The sequence below is a fragment of the Gammaproteobacteria bacterium genome (assembly GCA_013214945.1).
Taxonomy (GTDB): domain Bacteria; phylum Pseudomonadota; class Gammaproteobacteria; order Enterobacterales; family Psychrobiaceae; genus Psychrobium.
The window spans coordinates 94,535-113,676 of sequence record JABSRT010000016.1 but is presented as its reverse complement, the minus strand read 5'-3'; the positions used below and the strand labels follow the sequence as shown (position 1 = coordinate 113,676).

Genomic DNA, 19,142 nt, shown 5'->3' with positions numbered 1-19,142 from the left:
CATGCCCCTAACTCCATTGCGGTCATAACAAGCTCATTAATTAAGAGAATACCGGTACTTGCTAAGCCCTCTTTAATGTCCGTTGCTCTCATTGCTAATCGCTACAAATTGTAAAACTAGCCGCTTAGATTTATAAACTTTAACTATACTTCCTACCGCAGAGGCTTATTTCGACTTAAACCAAGCGCTTAATCAATGAGGACGTTGTTATGTCTATCACCTACATTCAAAAAGCACTACTAAAATTAGGATTTGATCCTGGCCCAATTGATGGCATTAGAGGCCGACTAACCATTCAAGCAATTAAAGTATTTCAAGCAACCTGTGGCTTAACTCCCGACGGCTTAGTTGGCCCGCAAACTAGCGCAATTTTATTTGATCACAGCGCACCGATGAAGAGTAAACCTTTTGCTATTCCTGTTACCATTCCTTGGTTAGAAACTGCCTATGATTTGATCGGCACTCAAGAGCACCCAGGTGCAGGCTCGAACGAGGCGATTATTGGCTGGGCCGAAAGTTTAGACATTATCGCTTACAACGACGATGATATTCCGTGGTGCGGTCTGTTTGTTGCCCATTGTATTGGCTGCCAAATGCCAGAAGAACCCCTGCCAACCAATCCCTTAGGCGCCCGCAAATGGCACAAGTTTGGTCATGAAGTATCACCTCGATTAGGTGCAGTGATGGTATTTTGGCGTGGCAGCCCGAACGGTTGGAAAGGCCATGTCGGATTTTATTGGGCTCAAGATAACGACGCTTATCATATTATTGGTGGTAATCAGGCAAATTCTGTCAGTGTCACCCGTATTGCTAAAACGCGTTTACTGTCAGCGCGATGGCCACAAGGTGGATTGTCCAGCGACAACATCACCAGACTCGCCGCTAATAACGGCCGATTACTCTCGTCGAATGAAGCGTAATTTCACTCTAAGTAGCGTGGGCAATCGTATTTTAATCTTCGTTGTCAATGTGACAACGACACTACTTTAGATGAGAGTCGTCGACACGAACAGCGAAGATCTAGCAACTCTGACCACTTCATTTTCTGGCCAATTAAACCACCTAACCAAGCCGCCCTACCTCAATAGCAACCCACTACAGCCCTTAAGTAAATACTCGAACACTAAAAGCAACGTTAATAGGAACAATTTCGATTTGCAAATTGTCTGTTGTTCAGTTAGATTAATGCCCTTAAATAGCCACAACACAATCCTTTAATTTGATTAACATGTAAGGTCTACCACTGTGAAACTTAACAAACTTATCTCAGCAATGGCATTAGCCACTGTAACTACTCTTTCTGCGCATGCGAGCACAGCACCAGTTTATGCTGACTTCCCTATCACGGTAAAAAATTATCAGGGCGATAAAGAATCATCAGTTTCATACGGTGGCCAAATGGCTCGCCACGTTTTACATAACTCGCTAAAGAAATTAGCGGGCCAAGGTAATGGCACTGCTAATCCAGAATTACTGGCTAAAATGCAGTCTTACTTTGCTAACAAAGACAAAAATCGCGCGATCATTTCGCCAGCCAGCAAAGAAGGTTTTGCCGTTGCTGAAACAGTAGTTGATCAGCTTTCTAAAGGTAAAAATCTAGCTGGTAAAGCTTACAAAGGTGTCGTAACAGGCTGGCCTGGCAACATGACTGCCGGTGAAGTACTTGCCTTTATGGTAGAAAAAGCCTCTGCTGCTGACGCCGGTTTCGACATCGTTAACGGTATGGATTACCCACAACTAATTTCGAAGTTCACTATGGGCGCGGTTTTCTACAACCAAGCTGTTGATAGCTACCTAGACGAGAAATTAGCCGCTGACGTTAAGCCAAACGACAAGCCATACAAAAAAGGCGCACCTTATACGGGTAAAGAACACGTTTGGGATGAAGCCTTTGGTTACTTCGGCGCACCTGCTCACGCGTTAACTTTAGATGCCAAAACTGTATACGGCATTGCCAAAGGCAAAAAAGAAGCGTTTGCTGCTGGTGACTACAACAAAAATGGTAAAATCGACCTTGGCACTGAAATGCTTTACTCGCACGCTTATTACGCGGCTAGTTTTGACAAAGGTGGCAAGACTAATTACCTCAACACTATCACTAAAGCTTTCATCGATGGTCGTCAGTTAATTACCGATGCTAAAGGCGAAAAACTTAGCGATAAGCAACGCGCTAAATTAGTTAGCTACGCTGATATCATCAAAGCAAACTGGGAACTCGTTATCGCAGAAGCGGCCTTTAAATATGCCGGTGTTGCTTACGAACTTAGTTCACAAATTCAAACAGCGGTCGATAATAACGAAGACGTAGCTAAATTATACAAAGATTACATTCATGTTTGGGGCGAGCTAAAAGGCTTCTCAATGTCACTGCAAACTGGCGGTAAAGATCTGGGTGAACTTGCTGTTCGCATGAACCGTTTAATTGGCTTCAGCCCAGTATTATTAGGCAACACCCAAGTAGTTGGCATTGATGGCAAAGGTAACTACCAACAAGCTAGCTCAATTACGCTAAGTCAATACGGCTTGCACATGCTAAAAGTTCAGCATTTATTAGCTGATAACTATGCACTTAAAGCACGCAGCCATGACCAGCTAGACAACTTATCGGCATTAGCTGCTAAATTAGGCGCTGGTAACCACACCGAAAACGATTAATTGATTAAAGTTAAGGTAATCGTTTTATGGCTAACGTGATCTTGGGTTAGCTCTTCGAGCTAGTTTCATTTTTGAAACTAGCTCTGCTTTCTTTTTCCACCAAGAAAGACTTATTATGAACAGTTTTTTCAGCGAATACTGGAGCGACCTAAGCCAGATTTTCGCTAACTCACAACAACGACTCTTTTACGGCTATCTGCTTTGCGCTTTAGTGATTGCCTTTATCTGGTTGGCCAAAACAACGAGCCTCAACCTGAGATCTAATCTTATTAGCGCGCTCGGTTTAAAACAGTGGCGCTCGCGCTCAGCTTTTGCCGATTACAAAATTATCATCATCAACAAAGCGATATTCTTATTTATCGTACCGCTGTTAATCACTAAATTAACCATTGCCACGGCGATGTTCGAGCTAATGCATCAAGCTTTTAGCCAGCGAATCCATTTGAGTAACGACATTCCTCGCGGGGCGATCATTGCCGCATTTACCTTATTTATCTTTGTCCTAGACGATTTCGCGCGTTTTTATTTGCATAAATTGATGCATCAGATCCCTTGGTTGTGGCAGTTTCACAAAACCCACCACAGTGCGACATCTTTAACGCCTTTAACTGTGCTGCGTACTCATCCAGTAGAAGGGCTACTATTCGCTCTAAGAAGTGCGGTAGTACAAGGGCTAAGTATTGCGGTGTTTATCTTCTTTTTTGCCGACAAGGTTGATTTGTATACTGCGCTCAAGGTTAATGTATTGGTATTTGCCTTTAATATCGCGGGCTCAAACTTACGTCACAGTCATATTGCGATTCATTATTGGCGCTGGCTCGAAAACATATTAATTTCACCGGCGCAGCACCAAATACACCACTCGGTCGAACCCCGACATTTCAACAAAAACTATGGCGCGACCATAGCGCTGTGGGATAAGTTGGCTAACAGCCACTGTTATTCAGAGCCACAACATCCGCTTAATTTTGGCCTTAACAAAAAACAGTCAGCTAGCGAACATAGCCTCTACAACTTGTATTTAGCACCCTTTTTATATATTTTTATTTCATCCAAAAAAATGGTTTATCAAAAATTGATTGCCATAAAGCTCGGTGTACTTAATAAAGCGGTTCACCGCTCGGAACAAGCTAAGTGCACAACGTCAGATAAGAACCACCGTTAACACATTTTAATTTAGCCTTTATATCCGTGACCATTGGAAATGCAGGATTTTAAGTCACCATAAAATCTGCAACTTCATTGATTGTGGGTGTATACCTTTAAACGAGATCACTATGATTACATCTTTAAACAAGACCCTAATTGCACTAGCAACGGCTGCGACTGTGCTTTCTTCACATGCAGTACTGGCCTCTACTGAAGTAAATGTTTACTCAGCCAGAAAAGAAGCCCTTATCAAACCGCTGCTTGATCGCTTCGAGAAAAGCACTGGCATTACGGTTAACCTAATCACTGGTAAAGCCGATGCACTATTACAGCGCTTAAAAATTGAAGGCAAAGCCAGCCCAGCAGACATTTTCATTACCGTTGACGCCGGGCGTTTGCAAAGAGCCAAGCTGGCAGGCGTGCTGCAACCGATTTCAAGTGAAATATTAAATAGCAACATTCCAGCCAATTTACGCGATAGCGACAACTTATGGTTTGGTTTGTCGCAGCGTGCCCGCACCATTTTCTACTCAAAAGCTAATGTTAAACCTGCTGAGTTATCGAGCTATGAAGACTTGGCCAACAGTAAATGGCAAGGAAGAATCTGCCTGCGAAGCTCTAATAATATTTATAACCAATCGTTAGTTGCTTCAATGATTGAAAACATTGGCAGCGATAAAACCCAAACGTGGGCCAACAAATTGGTCGCTAACATTGCGCGTCCACCATCGGGCGGCGACACCGACCAACTTAAAGCCGTTGCCGCTGGTGTTTGTGATATCACGCTGTCAAATACCTATTATTTTGGCCGCATTATGAATAGCGACAAAGCCAGCGATAAAGCCATTGTCGAAAAAGTCGGATTGTTCTGGCCCAATCAACAAGGCCGTGGTGTTCACATGAATGTTAGTGGCGCCGGTGTTACTAAATTCTCACGTAATAAAGACAATGCAATCAAGTTAATTGAGTTCATGTCGTCCCCTGAATCACAGGCTTGGTATGCTGCGGTAAACAGTGAGTTCCCGGCATTAAAAAGTGCTAAAATTTCTGACTCACTGAAGAGTTGGGGCACCTTTAAAGCCGATCCTATTGCGCTCAACAAACTTGGCGAAAATAACCGCGCTGCGGTAGAACTTATGGATCGAGCTGGCTGGAAGTAACTCGCATTAGCTCCGCCGGCATATCCGAAGCAATTTCGGGTGCCTAAACGGGTGGTAATCTCGCGATTATCGCCCGCATACCTCACTAATTCCCTTAGATAAAATACCCGACTTAGCTGATTCTTATCTCAGCTCTATGGTAAACTTAGCCTCTTTTATTTTGATCGCCACGAGCTTACATGAAGGCTAACCCAATAAATTACAAAACGTTTAACTGGCTTAGCAGCAGTGCTCTGTTAATTGCCCTGCTTTTGTCATTGCCAATTTTTGTTGTTTTAAGTTCGGTCTTTGGTGGTTTTGGTCCCACGTGGTCACATTTAGCCGCCACCGTTTTACCTGATTATGTCATCAATTCTTCACTGTTATTAATTGGGGTAGCACTGGGCACATTATTAATTGGCGTGCCCACAGCTTGGTTTACTAGTGTTTGTGAGTTTAAAGGAAAAAACCTCTTAAGCTGGGCCTTGCTATTACCACTGGCAATGCCCGCTTACATTGTTGCCTATACCTACACCGGATTACTCGATTTCGCCGGGCCCGTGCAAAGTACCATTAGGGAACTAACCGGATTACGTTATGGCCAATATTGGTTTTTTGAAATTCGCTCATTAGGCGGCGCCGTCGCGATGTTAACCTTAGTATTATATCCTTATGTTTACCTGCTAGCCCGGGCCGCATTTTTAGAGCAACCGAGCAACTCGCTCGAAGTTTGTCGTACTTTAGGCTACAGCCGTTTTCAGGCGTTTTTTCACTTATCACTGCCGATGGCGCGCCCCGCTATTATTGCCGGTTTAACGCTGGCATTAATGGAAACGTTGGCCGATTATGGCACTGTGCAATTTTTTGGTGTTAGCACATTTACTACCGGTATATTTCGCACATTTTACGGGCTGGGCGATCCAGCTGCCGCCGCGCAACTCGCTTCGCTACTACTAACTTTTGTCGCCTTTTTAATTATCTTAGAGCGCTATTCCAGACGCCAAAACCGCTACCACAACAACAGTGAGCAACGCCCGCCCAGTTCACTAATAACACTCTCGAAAAAACAGTCGGCCTACGTTTGGCTAGCCTGCCTAACTCCTATTACGTTTGGATTTTTAATCCCGGCAGCTGTACTAACATACTGGTCGCTGACTGAGGCAGCTTTTGAGCTGTCAGCTTTTGCCTCGCTGGCCTGGAATTCATTTTATTTGGCGTTGAGCGCGGCGCTAATCGCGGTCGTGTTATCACTGATCCTTGCCTATGCAAAACGTTTAAAAAGCAGCCCGGTAGTAGTAAGTGCCGTTACTATCGCTGGTTTGGGTTACGCCCTGCCCGGCACTATAATTGCCATTGGCATTCTAATTCCGCTCGCTTGGTTAGACCACCAAATCATCGACTTGTTTGAATCACTTTTTAACATCGAGTTGGGTTTAATGTTGTCTGGCACCTTGTTTGCGCTGCTTTTTGCTTACACCGTCAGGTTTTTAGCGGTGTCTTTAGGTGCAGTACAAAGCGGGCTCGATAAAATAAAACCTAATCTGGATAACGCTGCCCGTTCACTGGGTTATAACAACACCGGTGTCTTACACAATATCCACGTGCCGCTAATGCACAGCTCGCTGCTCACGGCATTGTTAATTGTCTTTGTCGATGTGTTAAAAGAACTGCCAGCGACCTTAATATTACGGCCTTTTAACTTCAATACTTTAGCAGTACATGCCTTTGAACTGGCATCCGATGAAAGACTCGTTGACGCGGCTCCAGCATCCCTTATGATAGTGGCTGTCGGCCTAATACCGGTCATATTATTAAGCCGTTCAATATCCCAAAAAAGAGAACAGAATTAGCCATGAACTTAGCCAAACAACTGACACCACCGCTACTTGAATTAAAAAACATTAGTGTTGGTTATGGTAAAAAAATCATTGTTAAAGACGTTTCTTTAAACATTGCACCCGGTGAAATAGGCTGCTTACTCGGCCCTAGTGGCTGTGGGAAATCAACCTTATTGCGCGCAATCGCTGGCTTTGAACCGGTACTGGCGGGAACAATAGTGCTATCTAAGCAGGTTATTTCTCAAATTAACAATACATTAGCCCCAGAACATCGTAACATCGGCATGGTATTTCAAGACATTTCACTGTTCCCGCATTTAAGTATTGAAGACAATATCTGCTTTGGCATAAAGCACCTAAGCAGGCAGCAGCGCCAGGCCCGAGTTAAACAATTATTGGCATTAGTCGAGCTAAGTGACAGCGCCAAAAGTTATCCTCACCAGCTTTCCGGTGGTCAGCAGCAACGTATTGCACTCGCGAGAGCGCTCGCGCCCAAACCAAAGCTCATTTTATTAGATGAACCATTTTCTGGTTTAGACGCTAAGCTCCGTGAAACTTTAGTGCCGCAAGTAAAGGCGATTTTAAAACAAGAAAAAGTCAGCGCCCTGATTGTTAGCCATGATCAAGCTGAAGCCTTTGCCATCGCCGATAAAATTGCGGTGATGCACCAAGGTAAAATTCATCAATGGGACAACGCGTATAACAGTTATCATCACCCAGCGACTAAGTTTGTCGCGAACTTTATCGGTACCAGTAAATTTATTCCCGCGACCACGGTTTGCGAACACTGCATCGAGACAAGTCTAGGCCGCATTGAGTCAAAATCACCTCACGGTTTTATTGCTGGGGAAAAAGTGGATTTATTAGTGCGTATCGACGATGTAACACACGACAGCAGCGCCAGCTACTGCGGCACGGTGACTAAAAAAGACTTTCACGGTTCGAGCTACACCTACGAACTAACCTTGTCTGACGGCGTGACTATTTTGTGTAGCATCCCCGCTAAATATGATATAAAACATACTATCGGCGATGAATTACAACTGAAGTTAAACATCGAAAATTTGGTCTTATTCGAGCGCTGAAAACTAAGAAGTAAGGGAGGCTGTGCATCAAACTTAGAGTAAATAAGGTGCTAATGGCGAACCAGAATTCAAGTATGGTTCGCCTGAAAGAGCCAAGAAACAAAACACAGGTCAGTCAAAAAAGTTTGGGGCTGCGTATTGGTGGCATTGATATTGGCATCGACATTAACTCTGCGAACTCTCGCATCAATCACTAATAAAATGATCGCCCTCCCCTGATATTGATACGCTGCAACGCATAGCTAATGCGCTAGGTGTACGCTTATTTAGCATCTGTACTTTATCAAATTTCCGATAATCAACCTTTTCGATTTAGTACGAAATGCTTGCCAATGAAAACACACATCACACATACCGCGAATATCAAGCAAAACGCATATATCAACAGACATTGATCTAGATCAAAGTTCCCAAAGGGTTGCTCTATACACTGATGAAAATTATTTAAACATGAGTCAAGTCGCTGAATTATTGATGGCTTCATTTTCGCATGTCATTCACGGACTAAAAACACGATGGCCACCTACAAATTAACGCCTTAAAAACATGACGTTGGGATACATCACTGTATGAACCAAGCTTATTAAGCCCACATTTTACAACTAATTTATCAAACCTAAATTTAACTATCGGATAAAACCTTGAGCAAAAGCATTAGTTCGCTGAGAATTAATCACAACGATCTGAGAATCGTAATAAATCAACAAATTCAGCAAAACCAGCGGAATCAACAAAAACATTGACCGCTTCTTTTGTGTTGGTTATTATTCCGCCACCAACTAACCCTTACCCTTTGTAAGGTTATTGATTAATAGAAAAGCAGCGCATGATAACTAAATCAGTTATGCGCTTAATATTAGTGCTGCACACATAGAGTGTAATAATGAAAAGAAATACCAACGATTTCGAAGTTACCTTCCCTGAATCTGAACAACTAGTTTCAATCACTGACCTACGTGGGGTTATCACTTATGTTAATGAAAGCTTTGCACGTGTTGCCGGCTATTCCTGCGATGAATTAGTGGGACAAAACCATAATATTGTCCGCCATCCCGATATGCCTACCGCCGCTTTTGGCGATTTGTGGGACAAGCTTAAAAATAATCAACCATGGCGCGGCATGGTTAAAAACCGCTGTAAAAATGGCGGGTTTTACTGGGTTGATGCTTATGTGACACCACTAACCGAAAATGGCATAGTCACCGGTTATCAATCGGTACGGGTCTGTCCGAGCGCCGAGCAAAAAAGTGACGCAGCGGCGCTTTACCAGAGAATCAATGCCGGTAAAAAACTCAGCGATTTTCACGCTAATCGGCCGTTAAAACATAGTTTGTTTATCTGCTTTTTGTTACTCATATGTGGTGGCCAGTTTTATCTATCGCAAAACTGGCTCAGTATTATGACCCCCTTAATAGTGGTGGCCGCAATGTTAGCTATTTACATGGAAGAATTTTTCAACCTGCCTAAGCATATTCAAAAAATTAAACAACAGATTGATAGCCCATCACGACTAATTTTTGCAGGCAAAGGCTTGGTTGGTATTGCCGATTATACTCAACAAATGTCCATAGCTAGACTGCGCACTGTGCTAGGTCGCAGCACCGATTATGGCAGCAGCCTAGTTCAAGTTGCCTCAACGCTAGGGAATTCATCAAGTCAGACACTCGACGGACTGCTTGAGCAAAGCTCACATTTGGATCAATTAGCGACAGCAATCACTGAGATGAGTTCTTCTATAGCTGAGATTAGTCGCAGTACCGTCGAATCAAAAGATAGTGTTGTGACTGTTAATAACGAATGTAAAGCTGCGATAAGTATTATTAGTGACACCGAGTCAACTATTTCAAAACTGGCAGATGATGTTCAATCTGCCGCTAGCTCTGCAGCCGTATTAATATCAGATACGGATAAAATATCAACCGTCATGTCTGAGATAAAAGGAATTGCCGATCAAACAAATTTACTCGCATTAAATGCCGCAATAGAAGCGGCACGGGCCGGAGAGCAAGGGCGTGGTTTTGCTGTGGTTGCCGATGAAGTAAGAACGTTAGCAAGCCGTACCCAAACGGCGACAGAGCAAATTGAAGACTCCATCGTTGCATTGCAACAGACATTAACGTCATGGAGCGAAATGATGCTGGCAAACCAGAGTCAGGCAGAGCAATGCTGCCAGCAAAGTAAATTAGCTCGAGAGGCGATGGCTAAAATTATTAATATGATGGCGTTGGTCACCGATTCATCAACACAGGTTGCGGCAACAACAGAAGAGCAAAGTGCGGTAGCGGAGCAAATTAGCTGTAGTGTTCATACTATTGATCAAATATCTAAGCACAATACCCAGTTGGCCCAACAAGTACAGTCAGATGGTGCACTTGTTCAAACGAGTGCACACGACATTAATAACTTAAGCGCTACCTTTCGCTAGGTTGCAACTTGACTAAGAAGACAACTGGCACATCGTTTTACCATAAGTGCTTTAATAATAAATGACGGAAATAGCTATGTTAAAAAAAATGAGGCTGATGGATAACTTACCGAGTGTTGATCAGTGGTTTTTAAAAGCCCTAGAAATGGTCTATCAGAAATACACTCCAGCTCATTGCTTTATTGCAGAAATAGATCCCTTGCAAACCAAAGCTCAAACATTATGTTATTTGAATAACGGGCAACAGGTTAGCAATATCCATTACGAGTTAGCCGCATCACCTTGTCAAGTCACTATAAGCAGCGACGAGGTTTGTTATTTCCCTCATTCAGTACAATCGCAATTTCCGCATGATGACATATTAAAAACACTGAATGCCCAAAGCTATTTAGCTATTTCATTGCGCGATCTAGGCGGAGAAACCGTAGGAATATTGGTGTGTATATTTAGTAAACCAATAGAGCTAACATCTAGCCAAATCGAATGGCTGTCTGATTTTGGCTATTTTATTCTCCAAAAGCAGACTCAGCAGCAGGCGGTCGCAGAAAAACAACAGTTGGTCGAAAACCTTAACACGGCCCAGAACTTAGCAAAAATAGGCAACTGGCGTTGGGATGTTAGCAACGATGTGGTGTTATGGAGTAAGGAAATTTATCGTATATTTGAAATGGATATTACTAACGATAATTTATCCTTTGGGCAAACCACCCAATTTATTCATCATGATGACTGTAAAAGATTCAATCATGTTATTAGTCAAATCCTCACCGGAGATAAAGATAGCGACAACCTAATTTATCGCATTGTGCTTGCTAACGGTCAAATAAAATACCTACATCAACTGGCTACCATCACAAAATCAGCCGAAGGTGAAGTAGTGTGCCTTGAAGGGACTATTCAGGATATCTCTAAGCTTTACCAATTAAACCTTGATAAGAAGCTTTCCGACGTAGTACTTGACCATAGCTCTGAGTCAATAATGATAACTGACAGCCAAAATAAAATTATTTTGGTTAACAAGGCAATGGAGCGGTTAACTGGATACAGCCAAGCTGAATTGTTGGGCAAAAACCCTAGTATTTTATCATCCGGCCTCCAAAATAGTGAATTTTATCACCAGATGTGGCAAGCACTTCTGCTAACAGGAAGTTGGAAAGGCGAAGTCTGGAATAAACGCAAAAATGGCCAAATTTATCCAGAAGAACTGGCCCTTAACGTCGTAAAAAATGAACAAGATATAGCGAGCCACTATGTGGCTATATTTAGAGATATTACAAACTGGAAAGCAACCGAGCAAGAACTGCTATTTTTTGCTAACTGTGACCCACTAACCTCACTATTAAATCGCAGAAGTTTCATTGGTCAGCTCGAGCAGCACCTCGATGTCGCTAGCGATGAAACATTATTATCAATTTTGTTTATCGATGTTGATAAATTTAAAACGATTAATGACAGCTACGGCCATGAAACAGGTGATTTGTTATTGTGCGAGCTGGCGAACAGATTATCTAAAATAATAGGTGAGAACGACTTGCTCTGCCGCTATGGTGGCGATGAATTCACCCTGCTAATATCTGATACGTCGTTAGTGAAAACTCAGGTTATTTGTGATCAAATACAACGTTGTTTTAATCATCTGTTCAAACTCAATGAGGTGGCTGTTGATGTTACGGCAAGCATTGGCGTTGCAATGTACCCAGATGCTGGTACAACGGCCAAGCTACTGTTACGCCATGCTAATCATGCAATGCATAATGCTAAAAATGATGGCCGTAATTGCATTTCTTTTCATGATACCCTTTCACAAAAAAAGTACCAGCATAAACTGGAGTTAAAAAAACAGTTAAAACTTGCCTTAGAACAGGGACAGTTGCACGTCTATTATCAGCCAATTGTTGATATAGAAAAAAACCAAATATCTAAGTTTGAAGCGCTTGTGCGCTGGCCTAATGGCGATGGTGGTTTTATCTCCCCCAACGAATTTATTCCTATTGCACAAGAATATGGTTTAATTCATCTGGTCGGTCAATTTGTGCTAGAGCAAGCCTGTCTTGATCTAAAGCACCTCCATCGGCAAGGTTATAAGCACATTAGCTTCTCAATCAATCGCTCAATTAGCGAGTTTTTTCACGATGAGCTAGAGCAGGAATCGATAGCGACTGTGATTGCAGCGGCTGGTTTACCCTATGATTCAATTGTGATTGAGATAACAGAGTCGACAGCACTGTCCGAAAACCGCTATGCCAAGAAAGCACTATCTCAACTAAAAGCGAGAGGGATTAAAATCGCACTTGATGATTTCTGTACCGGCTACTCATCGTTAAACTATTTGATTGATTATGATGTCGATATTATCAAAATCGATCGTTCTTTTGTCAAAGCTATTAAACAGGATAAAAATAGCCAAATATTGACCTCAACTGTGATTGAGCTCGCGTCAAAATTAGGGATAGAAGTTATTGCAGAGGGGGTTGAAACTGATGAACAATTATCCTTTTTACGCCAGCAAGGTTGCAGGTACATTCAGGGATTTTATTTTAGCCCCGCAGTGCCGATAGCTGACTGCCTATCCCTCCTAGGAAAGTACTCGAGCTTAAACCGACAGCTAAACTTGGTAGGTTAAACACCATAAAATAAACTATTTGGTTCATTGCTAGAACTACCTATTAATGACACTACATTAACAATGTAGCAATATTGGTGTATTCAACGAAACTACTATCGTATAAGTTAAATTTTAAAATTATTAGCCAACCAGAACGACTTTTTCGATCGAGAAGTCGGAGATTGATATGATGAAAAATAAAGTTAAATATAATTTAAGTATATTACTTTTTATTACAATTTTTCTTACCGGTTGTGTTGAACAACCTTATTCAAAACTGAACGTTGGCACAAATGTTTGGCCTGGCTATGAACCATTATATCTGGCAAGAGAAAAACATTTTTTTGATCACAACAAATTTAAGCTTGTTGAACTTTCATCCGCAACACAAGTTCTACAAGCATTCCGTAACGAAGTGATCGATGCGGCAGCTATAACGCTCGATGAAGCTTTATTGCTGCTGGAAAATGGTGAACAAATTAGCATTGTTTTAGTGTTTGACATATCAAATGGTGCAGACGCCATTATTGGGCAAAATAGTCTCAATTCATTTAGTGATTTAAAAGGTAAAACCATCGGCATTGAAAGCACGGCACTTGGTGCATATATGTTAACCCGCGCGTTAACTCTCAATAATATGCCGATCAATGATATTAAGATCAAAAAAATGGCTGTAGATTCTCATGCGCGTGATTTTCTTAGCAAGGCATTAGATGCAGTGGTCACTTTTACTCCGATAAAAGATAAACTAATTAGTGAAGGCGGCAACGTTTTATTTACCAGTCAACAAATTCCAAATGAAATTGTCGACGTTCTCGTTGTAAGAAATAGTTACCTTAAAAGCAACCCAATGATTATTCAAGAATTGATTAACTCGTGGTATCAATCATTAGATTTTATAAAACAATATCCAGAGCAAGCCTTATTAATTCTAAATAAACGGATGCATTTAACTCAGCCGGAACTAATTAAAGCTTATAGTGGATTAATACTGGCCAACTTTGAGATAAATCAACGTCTATTGCACAATGAACAGCAACTTATTCCTATCGCCGAGAAGTTAATCTCGGTGATGTTAGAGCACCAACTGCTCCACAAAAAACTTGATGCTAGCGTACTGTTCCCACAAAAACCATTCGTAAATAAACCCGTAGGCAATTGAAATGAACGACTGTCAATCTCAGCTTCGTTGCAAAGTATCGGCTGTTGTTTTTATTGTTATTTTCGCTGTGTTATCAATCGTTTTTAGTAGCTTATCAAAGCACTTTGCTAATCAAGCGCTTGAAGACAAAATTATTGACGTAAAAGATAAGGTTTTTTCTTTACAAGAAACATTATTATTTCTTATTTCAGAAAACGAAACAGCACAGCTACAAAAAACCATTACGTTTTTGGGCACTCATATAGACCTTAACAGAGCACTTTTAATTAACGCTAAAAAAAATGTTATCGCATCATCGCGTATCGAATATATTAACAAACCAATAGCAAAAGTTTTTACCCCCACTACATTGGTCATCGTGTTGAATGAGCTAAAAAAAGTGACACTGAACAAGAAAATTCACGTGTGGGTAACTGATGATAAAAAAACTCTTTATGCTGTAGTGCCTGTTATTACCCCTCAGCACTCATCAAAATTACTGCGTCAAGAAACAGTTGCTACATTATTTATTGAGTATCAGTTAAATAATGATAACCCAATGTCTTTACTACGGTTTCAATCGTTATTCTACCCAATTGCCATCGCTTTATTTTTGGCCGCTGTTTGCATTACAGTTTATCTTAATTTTGTTGTTAGCCGCAGAATTCAAATAATACAACGCGCTTTAGAAAGCTTCAGTGATGAAAAAGTGTTCAATCCGATTAACGTTAAAGGCAACGATGAATTAAGCAAAGTTGGACATGCTTTTAACGAAATGGCCAACAAAGTACTTCATCAAAACCAATACTTACATCAATTTAAATACATGATAGCCAGCTCACCAGACATGCAAGCGTTGGTGGATAAAAACTTTGTATACTTAGCAGCAAACAACGCGTACGCGGTAAGGTTTAATTTAACCGTTGAGCAGGTGATTGGGCAAAAGGTTATTGATGTTGTCGGTGAGGAGTATTTCAACTCTATTTCGAAAGTTAACATTGAGCGATGTTTGAAAGGAGAGACAGTTAGGACAGAGCAATGGCTGAGTTTTCCTTCATCTGATAAAAAATATATGGAGAGTACATTTTTACCCTATTTAAAATCGGATGATGACATACACGGTATTGTTATCTGTGTTCGAGATATCACGGTGCAAAAACGACAGCAGGTGGATATCGAAAAATCAAACCTCGTCGTTGAAAACAGCCCTGTCGTTATTTTTCGTTGGCGAGCAGATTCCCCACGAACAGTTGAGTATGTTTCCAAGAATGTAATTATATTTGGTTACCGAGCGAATGATTTCCTAACGGGTGAAATCCAATATAAAGATATTCTACACCCCGATGATGTAACCAAATTCAATGACGATATTGCATATTTTACTCAACGAGGTTTTTCACAATTTAAACATGAATATCGCATCACCTCCCCGACAAAAGAAATATGCTGGATAGAGTCTAGAACTTCGATTGAACGTGACCTTCAGGGCAAAGCAATATTTTACCAAGGCGTAATTATTGATATCACCGAACGAAAACAAGCCGAACTTAAATTAGATGAATCAAATACATTGTTAACTAATGTTATCAATTCGACGCCTGATCTTATTTTTGCAAAGAATAGCCAACTTCAATATATATTGGTCAATAATGCTTTTGCGAAATCAAAAAATCAATCGGTCCAGTCTTTAATGGGCACTAAAGATCATCAGAACAACTTAAATGTTGAACAACGTTCTCGAATCGAATCACAAGATAAGAAAGTTTTAGCAGGGGAAACTATTCATAGTAAGAACTGCACCTCACTAGCAATGAATAAGAACATAATAGAAATAACAAAAGCACCACTATTAAAAGAAGACGGAGAAATTGCTGGGTTAATTGGGATTGGGCATGACATAACCGTACATATTAAAAGCCTAAAAAAAATATCTAAACAACAAAAAGAGTTATCCCAAATTATCGATGCGATGTTCGATGCTGTAATTACTATTGACGATACCGGTACGATACAAACATTCAACAAAGCAGCTGAAGGTATATTTGGGTTTAGAGTCGAAGAGATACTAGGAAAAAATATAAACTTACTGATATTAGAAGAATGCATCGACCAATTGTATGATCACATTAAAAATCGCCCATTAACTTACGAAGAAAAGACCATAAATTACGAACGAGAAGTGACTGCACAAACAAAAGACAATCTGTTATTTCCAATCAATTTATCGATAGCTGAATTACCAAAAAATGCCCTAGACAAACGACATTTCATTGTCGTTTGTCAGGATTTAACCAAAATAAAACATCATGAGGAGCTCTTTAACCGAAGTCAGAAAATGGATGCATTAGGTCAACTCACCGGGGGGATCGCGCACGATTACAATAATATATTAGGCGTGATTTTAGGGTATGGGGAGCTGTTGAAAATGCAACTAACCGAGACCCCCAAATTACTTAATTATGTCGACCAAATTAGTCAAGCGGGCACTCGTGCAGCACAATTAACAAGAAAGTTATTATCCTTTTCTTGCCAAACTCCAGCCCAAAAAAGTGACATTAATATTAATGTATTAATTAATAATAATGTCGAAATGCTGACAAAAACACTCATCACAGTAGAGCTTCAACTTAAACTTAATAAAGATATTAGCTTTGTTAATATTGACAGTAATTCATTTGAAGATATGTTGCTTAATATATCCATCAATGCCATGCACGCTATGCCTAATGGCGGCCAGTTAATAATATCAACGAACAAAGTCACTTTATCAAAAGAACAAGCCAGTACCCTTGACGTTAAAGCGGGTGAGTTTGTGTTGTTAAGTATTGAAGATAATGGCAAAGGCATGACAGAGGATATAAAAGATAAAATTTTTGAACCTTTTTTTTCCACCAAAGGAAAACAAGGTACCGGTTTAGGTTTGGCGCAAGTTTATAGTTTTATTCGTTCATCAGCGGGTGCAATTACTGTTTATTCAGAGCTAGACAAAGGTACACAATTTTTACTTTACTTCCCTATTCACTCGAGTATAACCGAAAAAAAACCAGTCGTTAAAATAGAACATAAGCAAGTACTTTCGGGTAGTGAAACTATATTAGTCGTTGATGATGAACCTCAGCTTTGCAACTTAGCAACCGAAATACTTTTAGCTCATGGTTATCAAACTCTAACTGCCGCAAACGGTTTAGAAGGTTTAGCGCTATTACAGCTACACCACGTAGATTTAATTGTATCAGACCTTATTATGCCAAAGATGAATGGCTATGAGTTAATGGCACAAGTACAAACACGTTACCCTGATACTAAAATGATATTAGCTAGTGGGTTTCAAGGAGAAAACGCAAAGACGACTCTTTGTGCACCTGTGCTCGAGAAACCCTATAACTCAGTTCGGTTACTGACTCTAATTCGTCAATCGCTTGATACTAAAAGACCCTATCATCAACAAATATTATCTCCAAGTATAATAAGACGAATAAAATGGACATCAGAGATGAGTATTGATGGTGGTGGGCTCCTCGATGATGACCATAAAAATTTGTGCAAGCTGTTAAATCGTTGCCAAGACTTGTTAGGAAAAAATGACATTCATCAGCGGTTAGATCAAATTATTTCTGAACTAGTTGAATATACTAATGTACATTTCAAACGAGAAGAGCTGGCAATGAAAGCCTGTCATTACCCCTATTATAAGAACCACTGCGAAGTGCATAATATGATGGCTGACACACTTACCTCTGTAATAAAAAATAACTCTGACCAATATATTTTAAAGTGGTTAACGACCAACTTAACCGACTGGTTAATGGAGCACGTTATGGTTATGGATAAATCATTGGATATCTTTATTGAAAAATATAAAGAGCAAGTGCAACAAGCACTGGCAAATAAAGTAAACGGTGATTGTGATGAGTAAGTTATTTATTGTTGATGATGATCCTTTTACCTGTGATTTACTTGAAGCAATCGCCAAGCCTTTATTTTTAAATATTGAAACATTTCAAAGCTCTCGTCTTTTTTCAAAGGTAAAAATCAACGATGACGATATCATTTTACTCGATTTAATGATGCCTAATATGGATGGGATTGAAGTTATTCGCTTCCTAGCTAAAAGCAACGCTACTGCAACCCTAGTGCTTATTAGTGGCTACGATCGAGGAGTATTACACTCAGCTGAGGCCCTAGCTCAAGACCATGGCTTAAGGGTTGCTAAACATTTTACAAAACCAATCCCGACGACTGAATTAATATCATTACTTTCTACATTATTTGATCAAAATATAAATAACGAAGTGAAGCTACCCGGCAAAGTAAAACCAAATTCTGCCACATTTATCCCAGACAAAGACGACTTGCAACAGGCGCTAAAAAACAACCAGTTTATTATTAATTTTCAGCCTCAGATACTGATGAAAACGGCCGATATATTTGGAGCCGAAGTATTGGTTAGATGGCAACACCCTGAGCATGGCTTAATTTCCCCTGACAAATTCATCCCTCTTGCAGAGCGCTCAGGACAAATGGGACAACTCACTGAAGAGATAATCTACTTAGCGATTGAGCAATCAATGAAGTGGCAAAATATGGGTAAGGCAACAAAATTATCAATTAACATTTCTGCACAAAATATAACCAGCCTTCAATTGCCAGAACAGTTAAAAAAGTTAGTTAAACTGCACCACTTAGATCCTGCGATGTTTATGTTAGAAGTAACAGAAAGTACCCTGATGAACAACATTACTACTTCTTTAGATATTCTTACTCGCTTACGCTTGAAAGGCTTTCAACTCTCGATTGATGATTTTGGTACTGGTTTTTCTTCACTATCGCAACTGCATAAAATTCCGTTTACTGAATTAAAAATAGATCAGTCGTTTGTTTCTAATATGTTAGACGACCACGACAGTAGAGCGATCGTTGAAACCTGTATTATGTTAGGTCATAAGCTGAATATGAATGTTGTTGCAGAGGGCATAGAGAACCAAGCAACGTGGGATATTCTGTTAGAGGCAGGTTGTGATATCGCTCAAGGCTATTTTATTGCTAAGCCTATGTCTGCCTCAGAATTTACAGATTGGGAGTATGGGAATACAAGTTCTCGATAG

The 19,142-nt window shown here is 40.5% G+C and carries 12 protein-coding genes; all 12 read left to right on the top strand.

Annotation, left to right across the window (positions count from 1 at the left end; translation table 11 throughout):
* Window positions 1-209 precede the first annotated feature (209 nt).
* The 12 genes from HRU23_13410 to HRU23_13355 all read left to right on the top strand — a co-directional run bounded on the left by HRU23_13410 (window position 210) and on the right by HRU23_13355 (window position 19,142).
* Complete coding sequence (locus tag HRU23_13410; GenBank protein NRA55136.1) at window positions 210-920, top strand: TIGR02594 family protein; 711 nt, start codon at window positions 210-212, stop codon at window positions 918-920.
* Between the two features lie 325 nt (window positions 921-1,245).
* Window positions 1,246-2,655 (top strand): DUF4856 domain-containing protein, encoded by a 1,410-nt coding sequence (locus HRU23_13405; GenBank protein NRA55135.1) that lies wholly within the window; start codon window positions 1,246-1,248, stop codon window positions 2,653-2,655.
* Between the two features lie 115 nt (window positions 2,656-2,770).
* Window positions 2,771-3,820, top strand: a complete 1,050-nt coding sequence (locus HRU23_13400; GenBank protein NRA55134.1) for a sterol desaturase family protein — start codon at window positions 2,771-2,773, stop codon at window positions 3,818-3,820.
* A 112-nt stretch (window positions 3,821-3,932) separates the two neighbouring features.
* Window positions 3,933-4,964, top strand: a complete 1,032-nt coding sequence (locus tag HRU23_13395) for a Fe(3+) ABC transporter substrate-binding protein (GenBank protein NRA55133.1) — start codon at window positions 3,933-3,935, stop codon at window positions 4,962-4,964.
* Window positions 4,965-5,143: 179 nt separating this feature from the next.
* On the top strand, window positions 5,144-6,793 hold the full coding sequence (locus tag HRU23_13390; protein ID NRA55132.1) for an iron ABC transporter permease: 1,650 nt from the start codon (window positions 5,144-5,146) through the stop codon (window positions 6,791-6,793).
* A 2-nt stretch (window positions 6,794-6,795) separates the two neighbouring features.
* Window positions 6,796-7,866: an ABC transporter ATP-binding protein gene (locus HRU23_13385; protein ID NRA55131.1), complete on the top strand. Its 1,071-nt coding sequence runs from the start codon at window positions 6,796-6,798 to the stop codon at window positions 7,864-7,866.
* Window positions 7,867-7,919: 53 nt separating this feature from the next.
* On the top strand, window positions 7,920-8,063 hold the full coding sequence (locus HRU23_13380; protein ID NRA55130.1) for a hypothetical protein: 144 nt from the start codon (window positions 7,920-7,922) through the stop codon (window positions 8,061-8,063).
* 686 nt (window positions 8,064-8,749) lie between these two features.
* Window positions 8,750-10,291 (top strand): methyl-accepting chemotaxis protein, encoded by a 1,542-nt coding sequence (locus HRU23_13375; GenBank protein ID NRA55129.1) that lies wholly within the window; start codon window positions 8,750-8,752, stop codon window positions 10,289-10,291.
* 76 nt (window positions 10,292-10,367) lie between these two features.
* Window positions 10,368-12,914, top strand: coding sequence for an EAL domain-containing protein (locus HRU23_13370; protein ID NRA55128.1), 2,547 nt, complete (start codon window positions 10,368-10,370; stop codon window positions 12,912-12,914).
* A 169-nt stretch (window positions 12,915-13,083) separates the two neighbouring features.
* A complete protein-coding gene (locus tag HRU23_13365; GenBank protein ID NRA55127.1) occupies window positions 13,084-14,058 on the top strand; it encodes an ABC transporter substrate-binding protein in 975 nt (324 codons plus the stop codon).
* A 1-nt stretch (window position 14,059) separates the two neighbouring features.
* The gene (locus HRU23_13360) at window positions 14,060-17,953 is read left to right on the top strand and encodes a PAS domain-containing protein (protein NRA55126.1); all 3,894 of its coding nucleotides are present in this window, start codon (window positions 14,060-14,062) and stop codon (window positions 17,951-17,953) included.
* The gene (locus HRU23_13355; GenBank protein ID NRA55125.1) at window positions 17,946-19,142 is read left to right on the top strand and encodes an EAL domain-containing response regulator; all 1,197 of its coding nucleotides are present in this window, start codon (window positions 17,946-17,948) and stop codon (window positions 19,140-19,142) included. Before HRU23_13360 ends, HRU23_13355 begins: the two co-directional genes overlap by 8 nt.

Excerpts from the sequence above, each read along its gene's own strand:
- HRU23_13385 (NRA55131.1), top strand. The coding sequence starts at position 6,796 with ATGAACTTAGCCAAACAACTGACACCACCGCTACTTGAATTAAAAAAC.
- HRU23_13380 (NRA55130.1), top strand. The coding sequence starts at position 7,920 with ATGGCGAACCAGAATTCAAGTATGGTTCGCCTGAAAGAGCCAAGAAAC.
- HRU23_13355 (NRA55125.1), top strand. The coding sequence starts at position 17,946 with ATGAGTAAGTTATTTATTGTTGATGATGATCCTTTTACCTGTGATTTA.
- HRU23_13390 (NRA55132.1), top strand. The coding sequence starts at position 5,144 with ATGAAGGCTAACCCAATAAATTACAAAACGTTTAACTGGCTTAGCAGC.
- HRU23_13370 (NRA55128.1), top strand. The coding sequence starts at position 10,368 with ATGTTAAAAAAAATGAGGCTGATGGATAACTTACCGAGTGTTGATCAG.
- HRU23_13360 (NRA55126.1), top strand. The coding sequence starts at position 14,060 with ATGAACGACTGTCAATCTCAGCTTCGTTGCAAAGTATCGGCTGTTGTT.
- HRU23_13395 (NRA55133.1), top strand. The coding sequence starts at position 3,933 with ATGATTACATCTTTAAACAAGACCCTAATTGCACTAGCAACGGCTGCG.
- HRU23_13365 (NRA55127.1), top strand. The coding sequence starts at position 13,084 with ATGATGAAAAATAAAGTTAAATATAATTTAAGTATATTACTTTTTATT.
- HRU23_13375 (NRA55129.1), top strand. The coding sequence starts at position 8,750 with ATGAAAAGAAATACCAACGATTTCGAAGTTACCTTCCCTGAATCTGAA.
- HRU23_13410 (NRA55136.1), top strand. The coding sequence starts at position 210 with ATGTCTATCACCTACATTCAAAAAGCACTACTAAAATTAGGATTTGAT.
- HRU23_13400 (NRA55134.1), top strand. The coding sequence starts at position 2,771 with ATGAACAGTTTTTTCAGCGAATACTGGAGCGACCTAAGCCAGATTTTC.